This window comes from Paraburkholderia sp. RL17-368-BIF-A (genome assembly GCF_046054045.1).
Taxonomy (GTDB): domain Bacteria; phylum Pseudomonadota; class Gammaproteobacteria; order Burkholderiales; family Burkholderiaceae; genus Paraburkholderia; species Paraburkholderia graminis.
The window spans coordinates 369,766-382,727 of sequence record NZ_JARESN010000002.1 but is presented as its reverse complement, the minus strand read 5'-3'; the positions used below and the strand labels follow the sequence as shown (position 1 = coordinate 382,727).

The window sequence follows — 12,962 nt, the reverse complement described above, 5'->3', positions numbered from 1 at the left end:
CCTTCAATGTACGTCGCCAGAAACGTCAAGGTGTTGCCGGTAGCCGTTGTCCGCGGCGTCATGTTTGTTTGTTGTTGTGCTGCGGATGGCTGAGTGCTTCGGGCCTAGCTGCCGCGAAACACCGGTTTGCGCTTGCCGTGGAAAGCCTCCACTCCCTCGCGGAAATCGTCCGACGCGCGCAGCCGGCTATAGCAATGCCCTTCGAGTTCGATCGCAATCGAGAGCGGCGAGTCTTCCGTATCGTTCAGCAGCTTCTTCGCGGTGCGTTGCGCGAGCGGCGAGAACGCGCGCAGTTCGTCGACGAGCGCATCGGTCGCCGACTCCAGTTCCGCATCGGCTACGCAGTCCACCGCGATGCCCCAGTCGTACGCCTGCTTGCCCGGGATGCGGCGCGAGCGCATCACGATGTCCTTCGTGCGGCCGATGCCGACCATCGACTGCAAACGCGCCGAGCCGCCCGAGCCGGGAATCTGGCCGAGCTTCTGCTCCGGCAGCGCATAAAACGTCGTATCGGTGACGATGCGGAAATCGCATGCCAGCGACAACTCGAAGCCCACGCCGAAGCAGAAGCCGCGATTCGCCGCGATCACCGGTTTCGAGCAGCGCGCGGGCGCCGCGATATTCCACGCGAGCTTCGATACGTGTTCCGGCGACGCTTCCAGAAAGCCCTTGATGTCGCCGCCGCTCGAGAAGTGCTCCCCCTTCGCGCGCACGACGATCACGCGCACGCGGTCGTCCTCGTCGAGGGCTTCGAACACGGCGCGCAACTGGTCGCGTGCGTGCATCGAAATGACGTTGAACGGCGGACGGTGCAGCACGATGTCCGCGCGCTCGCGCTGCGCGTCGATGTCGACCGAGAAGCCGTCGAGATCTTGCAGCAGCGTCTGGCCGCGGTGGTTGAGATCGCTCATTGTGGGTTACTCCTTGGTGATTGTGGTTTCTGCAGGTCGTGCGGCCTGCGTATTCGAATCGGTCGTGTACTCGCCCGCTTGCAGCTTGCGGCGCAGAATCTTGCCGACCGGCGACTTCGGAATGTCGTCGACGAAAACGTAATCGCGCGGACGCTTGAAGTTGACGAGATCGGACTGGCGGCACCATGCATCGAGCGATTCCGAATCGACGTACTCGCGGCGCTTGATGAAAGCAACCACGCGCTGGCCCCAGCGCTCGTCCTTGACGCCTGCGACCGCGACTTCGTCGACGGCGGGATGCAGCGACAACAGCGATTCGATATCCACCGGCGAGATGTTTTCTCCGCCGCTGATGATCATGTCGTCGACGCGGCCCGTCACATAGAGATCGCCGTCGCGGTCGAGATAGCCTGTGTCTCCGGTGAAGTACCAGCCGTCGCGCAAGCTCTTCGCATCCGCGTCCGGACGATGCCAGTAGCCTTCGAAAGCTTCGTCGCCGAGCAGGTCCACGATGATCTGCCCTTCTTCGCCGGTGTCGGCGATCTCATCGGGAGAAAGGGCATCGAGCTTCACCACGCGCAGCCGCGTATTGATGCCCGCGCGGCCCGCGCTGCCGGGTTTCCTGGTTGCATCCTGATCGATGCTGAACGTGTAGACCTCGGACGAACCATAGTGGTTGACGAACAGCTCCGGCTCGAACGCGGCCGAGAGGCGCTTGAGCAGGCCGTCGTTCATCGGTGCGCCGGCGAAGCCGAGCTTTCTGACCGACGAGGTATCCGTGTTCGGGAACGCGCTGTCGGCAAGCAGATCGTGATAAAGCGTCGGGACCAGATAGAGGCAGGTGAGCGCGTGCTTCGAGATGCATTCGAGCGCGAGCTTCGCGTTCCAGCGCCGCACGCAAACGAAAAGGCCATCCACGAGCGCCATCGCGAGCAGCGAGCGCACGCCCATCGTGTGATAGAGCGGCATCACGCCGAGCGTGCGTTCGCCGCGCCGGTACAGGTTCTGCGCGACGTGTGCAAGCGCGCCCGCGCGTTCGTGCCGATGCCGGCGCGGCACGCCCTTCCCTTTGCCCGTCGTGCCCGATGTGTAGAGGATCAGCGAGATGTCGTCGGCGGTGGCGTGCGTCGTGTCGCTCGCAGCGCCGCTGCGCGTTCGTTCGACGATGAGCGTATCGAAGGCGGCGGTGCGGCCAGGAGCATCGTCGAGTCCGATACGCGGCACTTTTTGTGCGGCGGCGCTCTGCGCGACGGCAGCGGCGCTGACGGGTTCGTAGACGATCGCCTTCGCTCCCGAGTCGGTCACGCAGTAGTCCAGTTCGTCCGGCTTCGCGCGCCAGTTGATCGGCACGATGACGATGCCTGCAAACTGTCCGGCCCAATGCAGCGTCGCCATTTCCCAGCGGTTTTGCAGCACGACGAGCAGCCGGTCGCCGCGTTGCAGGCCCAGTTCGCGCAGACCGTCGGCGACACTCAGGATCATGCGATGCCACTGCGCGTAGGTCAGTTGCACATCGCCATCGACGAGCGCGAGCGCGTGCGGACTGCGCTCGACGCTCTGCAGGAACGTGCGTCCGAGATCAAGCATGTTCGACCTCCGTTGTGCCTGCCTCGGCCCGGCGGCGCGCCGCAACGTCGAGCACCGCGGCCACGATGGGTGTGTAACCCGTACAGCGGCAGATATGACCCGACAGCATCTGCCGCACCTGCTCTTCGGATGGATTCGGCACGCGCCGCAGATAATCCGCGCACGACATCAAAATTCCCGCCGTGCAGAAGCCGCATTGCAGCGCGTGATGCCGCTGGAACGCCTGCTGAAGGTCGCCAAGCGTCTGATCGGGCGCGAGGCCCTCGACGGTATCGATACGCCGGCCATCGGCCTGCACGGCAAGCATCAGACACGAGCGCGCCGCGACGCCATCGACCTGCACGGTACATGCGCCGCATACGCCATGCTCGCAGCCCACGTGCGTGCCCGTCGCGCCGAGTTCGTGCCGAATGAAGTCCGACAGCAGTTCGCGCGGCTCGCAATGGCCGCTTCGTTCGCGGCCGTTCAGCGTCAGCGCGATCCGCTGCGCTTCGCCGTGCCGCATGATGGTGTCCGTCTTGCTCACTTTGCCTCCTCGATCACGCGCCATCCGAGTTGCCGCACCAGATTCCGGCGATATTTCGCGCCGATGTGCGCGTCGTCCTGCGCGTTCAGTTTCCAGCTCAAATCGTTCAGTGCACCGCGCAGGTCGTCGCCCTGCAGACGCGGCCATTGCTCCGTCACCGGCCGGTCCGCGACGCCGCCGACTGCGATACGGATCGACTCGTCGGTGACGACCGCAGCACACGCGACGATCGCGAAATCGCCGTGCCGCGCGGAAAATTCCGTGAATGCATAGCGCTCGCCCGGGCGGCGCAGCGGAAAGCGCACCGCTTCAACAAGTTCATCCGGCTCGCGCGCGGTCATCAGCATTCCCTGAAAGAAGTCCTGCGCGGCGAGCGTGCGGCGCTTCCTTCGCGAGCGCAGCATCACGTCGCCGCCAAGCGCGGAAAGCACGAGTGGCAACTCCGCGCTCGGGTCCGCATGCGCGATCGAACCGCACACGGTCCCGCGATTGCGAATCTGGAAGTGCGAGATATGCGGGAAAGCCATCGCGAGCAGCGGCGCTTCGTCGGCGAGCGTGCTGCGCCATTCGACGCTGCCTTGCGTCGCCGCGGCGTTCACGACGAGATGCGCCGCTTGCCTGTCGACGCGCACGGCATCGAGCTCCGCAGTACGCGAGATGTCGATGAGCACCTTGGGCTGTGCGAGCCGCATATTGAGCACGGCCATCAGCGACTGGCCGCCTGCCAGCACGCGCGCGTCTTCGCCGTATTGCGCGAGCGCGTCGAGCGCGTCTTGCGTGGTCATCGCGCGCAGGTAATCGAACGGTGCGGGCTTCATGTGGGTCTCCTGAAACGGGCGAGGAGTCTTGCGATCCACGATCCATGCGCTTCTACCGGCTTGCCCGCCGCCTGCCGTCCGAGCGATTCGAACAACTGCTTCAGCACGACCTTCGCCGCGCCTTCGAGCATGCGCGCGCCGACCGCGGCGACCTTGCCCGACACCTGGGCTTCGTAGTCGTACGTGAGCCGCGTGCCGCTGCCGTGCGGCGTCAGTTCGACGAGACCGTTGCCGCGCGCGCTGCCGAGCGGCGAGATGCCCGCACCCGCGAGACGCAGGCGACGCGGCGCCTCGATCTCCGACAAGCCGATACGCGCTTCGAAACGGGCCTTGATCATGCCGACGCCGACGGTCACGTCCGCGCGATACTGGTTCGGTGCCGTTTCTTCGAGCGCGTGGCAGCCGGGAATGACGTTCGCCAGCGCCTTCGGATCGAGCAGCACGGCGAACACGGCTTCGGGCGTCGCGGGCAGATCGACCGCGCCCTGCGCCGTCAGCGCGCGTCCGCCGCCAGGCGTCGCGGGCTTCGTGGCAGGCGCTTCGCGATATTCCGGCCGCGACGGTTCGGGATCGTCGATGCCGATCATCGCCATCACTTTGGGCGGCGTGAGCGGCAAGCGAATGTCTTCGACACCGAGCGCATCCGCCACCGCATTCGCGATGCACGGCGGCGTGCTCATGTTGTTGCCTTCGCCGAGGCCCTTCGCGCCGAGCGGCGTGAAAGGCGAAGGCGTTTCCAGATGCACGATGAGCGGATCGGGCACTTCGCATGTCGTCGGCATCAGATAGTCGGCGAGCGTGCCCGACTGGAAACTGCCGTCCGCGCCGTAGCGGAACTCTTCCATCAGCGCCGCGCCGACGCCTTGCGCGAACGCGCCGCGAATCTGGCCATCGGCGAGTGCGGGGTTCAGGATGGTGCCGGCGTCGTGCACGGTCACATAGCGGTCGATGCGCACGCGTCCGGTCGTGCGATCCACTTCGACACCGCACATGTCGAATGCGAAGCCATACGCCGCCGATGTATTGATGCGGTCGTGCTCGTCGGGCGCATCCATGTGCGGCGGCGACCAGAACACGGTTTCGCGCAGGCCCGGCTCTTCGCCTTCGGGCAGGAGCGCGGGCGCCCAGTGCGGCGCATTGCTCGCTGCGCGCGCGAACGGCAGCGCGCGGTCCGCGGCGTCGCGCGGATAGACGCGCCCGCCTTCGAAGCGCACGTCGTTCGCCGCGCAGTCGAACTGCCTGGCGAGCACGCGCGCGAGTTTGTCGCGCACGCGCGTCGCGGCGAGATGCACGGTGCCTGCCACCGCGCCCGCGAAGCGGCTCGAATAATTGCCCGCCGCGACGGACCAGGCGTCCTTGTGCGTATCGAACTCGACATTGACGACGATGTCCTTCGGATCGAGCCCGAGCACGTCGGCCACGACTTGCGCACACACTGTCATGTGGCCCTGCCCCGCAGGCGTCGACGCGATGGTCACCACCACGCCGCCGAGCAGATCGACGCTGACCGTCGCGCTCGCGATCGCGCCGTTCTTCGGTCCGGCTTTTTTGCGCGCGTCGGCGGGCATCACAGTCGTGATATAGCCCATGTTGGAGACCGACGGCTCCACGATCGCCGCGAAGCCTATGCCATAGAACCGCCCTGCGCGTCGCGCGGCGTCGCGGCGCGCGACGAGTTCGTGGTATCCGCCGTCGTCGATCGAACGGCGCAGCGCTTCCTGATAGTTGCCCGAATCGAGCAGCGCGCCCGCTGCCGCGCGATACGGGAAGGCATCGGCGGGAACGAAGTTGCGGCGATAGACGTCGAGCACATCGAGCTTCAACTCGATGGCGATGCGCTGGATCAGCCGCTCCAGCGCGAAGTACACCTGCGGTCCGCCGAAGCCGCGCACGAGTCCGGTCGGCGTCTTGTTGGTCAACACGACGCGGTTGCGCACGAGCAGATTCGGGATGGCGTACGCGCCCGTCAGACAGCCGTGCATCCGGTAAAACGTCGCGGGCTCGGGCGCGCGCACGTAGCCGCCGACGTCTTCCAGTTGATCGTAGGACAGCGCGACGATGCGGCCATCCGCTTCGACCGCCGCTTCGATTGTCGAGAGGCGCGCGGTCGCCGATGTGGCCGCACTCAAATGCTCGAGCCGGTCCTCGACCCATTTCACCGGCGCGCCCGCCTTGCGCGACGCGAGGCACATCAGCACCACGTACGGAAACACGGCCTGCTTCACGCCGAAGCTGCCGCCGGAATCGCGCGGTGCCTTATGACGCAGACGATTGGCGGGCACGTTCAACGCCATCGCCATGACGGCGTGCAGCGAGAACGGTCCCATGAAATTCGACGTGACGTCGTAGCCTTCATCGCCGGAAAGGTACTCGGCGATGACTACGCCGCACTCGATCGGCGCACAGGTATTGCGCGGATAATGCGCGACCAGCTTCACGCGATGCGGCGCGCGTTCGAAGGCCGCTTCGGGCTCGCCGTAGCGGAAGTACCGGTCGCTGATGACGTTGCTGCCCACGCGTTCGTGTAGCGCCGGGCCTTCGTTGCTCGCGGCCTGTTCGATCGACGTCACGGGATCGAGCATCGCGTAGTCGACCTTGATGAGATCGAGCGCGTCTTCAGCGAGCGCACGCGATTCGGCCATCACGACCGCGACCGGCTCGCCGACATAGCGCACGCGGTCCATCGCGAGCGCCCACTGCTCCATTGGCGACTTCACGCCGACGACGAAGGGACGCGACCACGCACGCAGATCGTCGCGCGTTAGCACGGCGCGCACGCCGGCGACTTTGGCTGCGGCTTGCGTATCGATCGACAGGATCTCCGCGTGCGCGTGCGGCGAACGCAGAATCGCGGCGTGCAGCGTGCCCGGCTTCACAGCGATGTCGTCGCCATAGCGGCCGCGGCCTGTCAGGATCGCAGGGTCTTCGAGGCGCTGCATCGAGCGCCCGATGTGACGCCGCGGTGTGCTCGCGTCGCGCGTCCCGTTGTCGGCGACACGCGCGTTTATGTCGGCAAATGCGGTTTCGCGCTGATTCATGACGTTACTCCTCACGCGCGGCGCGGCCGCCGAATTCGTCGGCAAGACCGTTCCAGCGGCGCGCAATTTCCTCATGGTCGATACCGAACAGATCGAGAATCCGCCCGACCGTGTGATCGACCACGTCCTCGATGGTCTGCGGATGCGCATAGAACGCGGGCACCGGCGGCATCACGATCGCGCCCATTTCGGTGGCGAGCGTCATGTTGCGCAGATGCGCGAGATTGAGCGGCGTTTCGCGCGCGACCAGCACGAGGCGGCGGCGCTCCTTGAGCATCACATCGGCCGCGCGGGTGAGCAGGTTGTCCGCGAAGCCGTTCGCGACACTCGCAAGCGTTTTCATCGAACACGGCGCGATCACCATGCCTTCAGTCAGAAACGATCCGCTCGCGACCGCGGCGCCAATGTCGCGTACGTTGTGCACGACGTCGGCGAGCGCGTCGATGTCGCCGCGCGCAAGGCCGAGTTCCTGCGCCGCCGTCACCGCGCCGGAAGCGGACACGACCAGATGCGTTTCGTGCGTGCCGAGGCGGCGCAACGCGGCGAGCAGGCGCACGCCGATCACAGCGCCGCTCGCACCCGAAATACCGACGACGATGCGCTTCTTGCGTTCAGTCATGATCGCGCGACAAGTAGGCGTCGAACGCGCTGTTGTCAGCGGCGACGAGTGTGTGCAGATCCACCGAGTCTTGCCCCGGAATGCGCACGCGTGTGAACACATGCGCGGGATACACGACGGGGCGCGTCGCATCGAGGCCCATCTTCGCGCTCACGCCTTGCAGATGCGACGGCGCGTCGTCGGGCTGGCCGACTGTCGTCGACGGATCGAGCGGCGAACCCTGCGCGCCTTCGATCACGACGAGATCGCGGTCGGCCTGGAAGCGCGTCGCGATGGCCCATTCGATTTCGGCGGGATCGTGCACGTTCACATCGGTATCGACAACGACGACCTGCTTGATGTCGTAATGCGCGCCGAACGCGCACAGAATGACGTTCTTCGCTTCGCCTTCGCGCTTCTTGTCGAACTGCACCCACAGGTGATAGCGGCACACGCCGCCGACAGACAGATGAACGTCCTTCACCGCCGGATGGCTGCGCTGCAGATGCGCGAGCAGCGTTGCTTCGCGCGGAATTGCGCCCAGCAGCAGATGCTCCATTTCCGCGGGCACGATCGTATGAAAGATCGGATCACGCCGATGCGTCACCGCGGTCACCTCGATGACTTCGCGCGCTTCCCTCGCGCTGTAGTACTTCGGAAACTCGCCGAACGGGCCCTCGGGCTCGCGGACGTTCGGCAGAATCCGCCCTTCGATGACGATCTCCGCAAACGCCGGCACGTGCACACCATTCGTCACACATTGCGCGACCGGCAGCGGCGCACCATGCAGCGCGCCCGCAATTTCCAGCTCGTCATGATCGATGGGTGTGATCGCTTGCGACGCAAGCATCGTGAGCGGATCGACACCGATCGCGATTGCCACGTCGAGCGCGTCGCCTGCGGCTTCTGCCTCGCGATGAAATGCGTAGAGATGCCGCGGCAGCAGCAGGATCGCCATGCGATCCTGGCCATGCACCTGAATGCGGTTGATCGAAACGTTCTGCACGCCGGTGCGCGGATTGCGCGCGATCACGAGGCCCGCCGTAAGGTAGGGGCCGTTGTCGTACTCGCTGTGCGTGGGAATCGGCAGCAGCGCGTGAAGATCGATGCCGTTCGTATGCACCACTTGCTGACACGGCGCCTCTTCACGTCCGACGAGTTTCGATTCGAGCGGCGCGGCGGCCGCAGCGGAGAAACGCGCGAGCAACGCGGATTCATCGACGCCCATCGCTTCCGCAATCCACGCACGCTTCGACATGAAACCGCTGACGACGGGCACCGCATGGCCGCCCGGCTGCGTGAAGAAGGCCGCCTGCGTGCCGTCCAGGCACTTGGCGATCGCGGCGAGTTCGTGCTCGAGCGCAACGGGCTTGTCGATCGCCGCGACGCGGCCGCTCCGACTCAGATGTGCAAGCCAGTGACGCAAGGTGCGCGCAGGCCCGACGTCGTTCGCCGGGGCGCCCAGGGACGTCATCGGCGAGCTTTCGCGTGAATTCATTTTGAGTCTCTCTCCATTGCTGCCGGCCTCGGAGGTGCTAACACCGGCAGATTGAAGAGCAGAATATCGACGCCACGGTATAAGCGATAATATTAATTTTTGAACCTAGGCATCAGAAGTACTGATGTCCGTACGGATACTGATGCAAGACAGTCCCCGTTTTGATACCAAGTAAAAAAGGGAAGACGGACCGGGCTTTTGATACGCGCCAACGGTACGAATCACAGTACACCGACAAAGATGTTGATATCTCGACTCATCGCGTATCAGCGCATATGATTGGCGAAACAGGTATCACGACGAGCGCTGCCCAATGGATCTCAAACAAATTCAGTACTTCATCGCTCTCTTCGAAGACGGATCGGTAACTCGTGCGGCCAAACGGCTAAACATAGTTCAACCGGCTTTGAGCATGCAGATCGCCAAGCTCGAAGACGAGTTGAAGCAGACCTTGTTCGAGCGCGGCGCACATGGAATGACTCCAACTGCTGCCGGTCGTTTGATGTATCGCCTTTATTTGCCGATCATGCGCGATCTCAAGCAAGCGCAGACACAACTGATGCAGCGCGATGAGGTCGTGTCTGGACACGTTTCCCTAGGACTGATTGCGTCTGTCAGCGAGAGCGTGCTTGCGGATGCGCTTTCGCGCTTTCACGAGCAGTACCCGCACGTCGAAGTAACGGTAGCCGACGGCTACAGTGCGACTTTTATCGATCTCGTGACAGGCGGACAGCTTGAAGCCGCGTTGATCAACCGGCCACGCGCCCGCTTATCTCTCGACTCGGAGCCATTGCTGGACGAAGAAATGGTGTTGGCAACCGGCGTGAATGGCGGACCCACATTGCCACCCGTCATTGAGCTCGCACAAGTGCAGGAACTGGATCTTGTGTTGCCGACAAAACGTCACGGCTTGCGCGGCGTGCTCGACGCGGCCGCGCAATCCGCAGACGTGCTTCTGGCGCCCCGTTTCGAGATCGATGTTCTGAGCGCCATCGTCAAGCTCGTCGAAAACACGGGGTTCGCCACGATCCTTCCTCGCATCGTGGTCGAACGTTCGGTGCAGCGCGGCACCATGCGCGCGCATCCGATCCTTGCGCCGCGAATCGTGCGGCACATCGTGCGAATCAGTCACCCTCGCCGTCCGATAAGTGCTGCTACGGAAGCGCTAACAGCGATCATTGCCGACGAACTACGGAAGGTATCGGCCGGCGCATCCGACCCTGTCGATTCTTAACAACCACGCCCACTGGATAGTTAAATGGAAAGAGACGCTATGAATTGGATCGCCGGCGAATGGGCCGGCAAGCCCGTGCTCGCAAGCTCTGATCCTTCGAACGGAGAGACGCTCGGCCGGTTCGTCAACTCGAACACGCAAGAGGCGGACGCCGCCGTCGCGGCTGCCCGCCATACGTTCGATCGCACAACGTGGGCACAGGATGCCCGTCGACGGCAGGATGTTCTGCTTCGCTGGGCCCTGACTCTCGAGTTGTCGGTGGAACCGCTAGCGGAATTGCTGACGCGTGAAAACGGCAAGACTATTGGGCAGGCGCGAGGAGAAATACGCGCCGCGATTTCCGAAGTGCGCTACTACGCGGGACTCGCGCGCCACATTGCCGGTCACGTCATCGAGCCCGAGCCAGGCACCATCTCGACGATGTTGCGCGAGGCCGCCGGCGTTGCTGCGATCATCGTGCCGTGGAACGCTCCCGCCGTGCTGCTCGTGCGGTCCCTTGCGCCCGCCCTCGCTGCCGGATGCACGGCCATCGTCAAGCCGGCTGCCCAGACGTCATTGATCACCGCGGCAATGATCCGTTGTCTCGACCAGCCGGCGCTTCCCGCCGGTGCTGTCAATCTGCTTCTCGAAAACGGCGCAGAAGCCGCTGCGCGACTGGTCGAGTCCGCCGATGTCGATGTGATCAGCTTTACGGGTTCGACGGAAGTCGGCAAGCGAATCATGCGCGCCGCTGCAGACAGCATGAAGCGATTGTCGCTTGAGCTGGGCGGCAAATCGTGCTGTGTCGTCTTCGAGGACAGCGACGTTAAGGCCATTGCACCTCGTCTTGCCCGGGCCGCGACCATCATCTCCGGACAACAATGCACCGCTGCACGGCGAATACTCGTGCATGTGTCAAAGGCGGACCAAATGCGAGACGAACTCGTCAAAGCACTCGCAAGCCTCAAGGTTGGCCCAGGGATCGATCCCGCTTCCGACATTGGCGCGCTGATCGATGCTGCGTCCCGCGACGCTGTCCAGACCACGGTTGAACGAGCGTGTGACCTTGCAGATCGCGTGCTCTTGCGCGGGACTTCGAGCGGACCGGGCGCCTTTCTGTCACCGACGCTGGTCGAGCACGGAGAACCTCACGCCTTCTTTTGCCAGGACGAGATCTTTGGCCCGTTCGTCACGTTAGAGACCTTTGAGACCGAAAAGGAAGCCGTTGAAAAGGCAAACAGCACCGTTTTTGGCCTGTCCGCGAGCGTGTGGACCCACGACTCCGCTCGGGCTTTCCGGATTGCGCGTGCGCTGCGAGACGGGACCGTCTGGATCAACGACCACAACAGGTTGTTCGCAGAGGCCGAAACTGGCGGCTATCGGCAGAGCGGACTGGGCCGGTTGCACGGCTACGACGCGCTAGCGGACTTCACGGAGATCAAGCATATCTGTGTCGGTGCAGGAGTCCTGGAAGGCATCGAAGTGCTTGGCTCGTGACGGAATCAGATAACCGTTGACCTCGATTGCAAAAAAGCGCGATGACCAAAATCAGAACACGGCACGTAAATATGGGCCCCGCGTGCATCAGGATGGGCGGGCGTAAGGGAATGCGTGACGGTCTGGATCGGCCTGCTTTTCCAATACGGACGGACTTAGCCGTCGCCAGCCTACTCTCCGAACCCCACCATGTTCCGGCGCCTTAGCTGCGCCACATCGCGAAGTGGAGGCGCCCCAAAGAGCCGGCTATATTCGCGGCTGAATTGGGAAGGGCTGTCATACCCGACCCTGATCGCCACCGACCCAACATCGCCGTTCTGCCCAAGTAACATTCTGCGGGCCTCTTGCAGTCGCAACTGTTTCTGATATTGCAGCGGGCTCAGCGTCGTGACGTTCTTGAAGTGGTGATGGAGCGACGACACGCTCATGTTCACGTGCTGCGCGAGCATCTCCATCCGCAAAACCTCGGTGTAGTGATTCTGGATCCACTCAATCGCCCGCGCGATCCGGTTCGTCGGACTCCCGTTGACGGCGATATGCCGCAGCCGCTTGCCCTGCTCGCTTGTCATCAGCCGATAGAGCAGCTCCTTCACGATAAGCGGCGCGAGAACCGGGATGTCATTCGGAGTATCGAGCAATCGCGCGAGCCGCAGCGCCGCATCGAAAACCGGCGCCGACAGCGAGCCGACCGCGATGCCTTCGCCCGCCGACGCGGCGCCCGGTTCCGGCAGACGCACTTGCGTCGCCAGCTCGGCGATGCACTGCGGATCGAGTGCGAGCTTCACGCACAGGTACGGCGCGTCGGACGACGCTCGCGTGACCCGCGATGTCATCGGCAGATCGACGGACGTCACGAGGCAATGCAGATGATCGTAGTCGTAAGCCTGCCCTCCGACCACGACCCTCTTGGCGCCTTGCGCCGCGAATACCAACGCGGGGCTCGCCACGCCGCAGCCGAGATCGACGGGCGTGGAGTACCGGTAGAACGCCAGCGAGGGAATCGCCGTCTGATGCGCGCCGTCCACGGGCGCGAAGCGGCTGACGAGCGCGGCCAGCTCGCGGCGTGCCGTTTCGCGCGACGCCGAAGCATCCAGCCAGGAAGAATTCTGTTTCATGCGCGTTGAGCTCCGTTGACGGAACCGAGCATAACCAGGCGCTGCCGCGCAACGACGGTTGTGCTGCTCCATTTGCAGCATTGTTCAATAATTTTGCAGGATTGTGTAAGCGTAACGGCACGCACTCGGTCACACTGCCGCGTACACCCGGCGCCAAGTTC

The 12,962-nt window shown here is 64.0% G+C and carries 10 protein-coding genes; 2 read left to right on the top strand and 8 right to left on the bottom strand.

Going from position 1 to position 12,962, the window contains the following annotated elements:
• Nucleotides 1–104: 104 nt before the first annotated feature.
• Genes P0D87_RS04810 through P0D87_RS04780 form a run of 7 tightly spaced genes read right to left on the bottom strand, consistent with a single transcriptional unit; the run spans nucleotide 105 to nucleotide 8,952 of the window.
• Complete coding sequence (locus tag P0D87_RS04810) at nucleotides 105–911, bottom strand: enoyl-CoA hydratase/isomerase family protein (protein WP_006046926.1); 807 nt, start codon at nucleotides 909–911, stop codon at nucleotides 105–107.
• A gap of 6 nt (nucleotides 912–917) precedes the next feature.
• On the bottom strand, nucleotides 918–2,498 hold the full coding sequence (locus tag P0D87_RS04805; RefSeq protein WP_053859195.1) for an AMP-binding protein: 1,581 nt from the start codon (nucleotides 2,496–2,498) through the stop codon (nucleotides 918–920).
• Nucleotides 2,491–3,024 (bottom strand): (2Fe-2S)-binding protein, encoded by a 534-nt coding sequence (locus P0D87_RS04800; protein WP_053859196.1) that lies wholly within the window; start codon nucleotides 3,022–3,024, stop codon nucleotides 2,491–2,493. The genes P0D87_RS04805 and P0D87_RS04800 overlap by 8 nt, the downstream gene beginning before the upstream one ends.
• Nucleotides 3,021–3,842, bottom strand: coding sequence for an FAD binding domain-containing protein (locus tag P0D87_RS04795; RefSeq protein WP_053859197.1), 822 nt, complete (start codon nucleotides 3,840–3,842; stop codon nucleotides 3,021–3,023). The genes P0D87_RS04800 and P0D87_RS04795 overlap by 4 nt, the downstream gene beginning before the upstream one ends.
• A complete protein-coding gene (locus tag P0D87_RS04790) occupies nucleotides 3,839–6,880 on the bottom strand; it encodes a xanthine dehydrogenase family protein molybdopterin-binding subunit (protein ID WP_053860713.1) in 3,042 nt (1,013 codons plus the stop codon). The genes P0D87_RS04795 and P0D87_RS04790 overlap by 4 nt, the downstream gene beginning before the upstream one ends.
• 4 nt (nucleotides 6,881–6,884) lie before the next feature.
• Complete coding sequence (locus P0D87_RS04785; RefSeq protein WP_006046921.1) at nucleotides 6,885–7,499, bottom strand: UbiX family flavin prenyltransferase; 615 nt, start codon at nucleotides 7,497–7,499, stop codon at nucleotides 6,885–6,887.
• The gene (locus P0D87_RS04780) at nucleotides 7,492–8,952 is read right to left on the bottom strand and encodes a UbiD family decarboxylase (protein ID WP_408636755.1); all 1,461 of its coding nucleotides are present in this window, start codon (nucleotides 8,950–8,952) and stop codon (nucleotides 7,492–7,494) included. The genes P0D87_RS04785 and P0D87_RS04780 overlap by 8 nt, the downstream gene beginning before the upstream one ends.
• 337 nt (nucleotides 8,953–9,289) lie before the next feature.
• Here P0D87_RS04780 and P0D87_RS04775 point away from each other — a divergent pair, with 337 nt between their 5' ends.
• A complete protein-coding gene (locus tag P0D87_RS04775; RefSeq protein ID WP_006046919.1) occupies nucleotides 9,290–10,210 on the top strand; it encodes a LysR family transcriptional regulator in 921 nt (306 codons plus the stop codon).
• Nucleotides 10,211–10,234: 24 nt separating this feature from the next.
• On the top strand, nucleotides 10,235–11,686 hold the full coding sequence (locus tag P0D87_RS04770) for an aldehyde dehydrogenase family protein (protein WP_053859199.1): 1,452 nt from the start codon (nucleotides 10,235–10,237) through the stop codon (nucleotides 11,684–11,686).
• A 170-nt stretch (nucleotides 11,687–11,856) separates the two neighbouring features.
• On the opposite strand, the gene P0D87_RS04765 is transcribed toward P0D87_RS04770, so the two are convergent.
• Nucleotides 11,857–12,801, bottom strand: coding sequence for an AraC family transcriptional regulator (locus P0D87_RS04765; RefSeq protein WP_006046917.1), 945 nt, complete (start codon nucleotides 12,799–12,801; stop codon nucleotides 11,857–11,859).
• Nucleotides 12,802–12,962 lie beyond the last annotated feature (161 nt).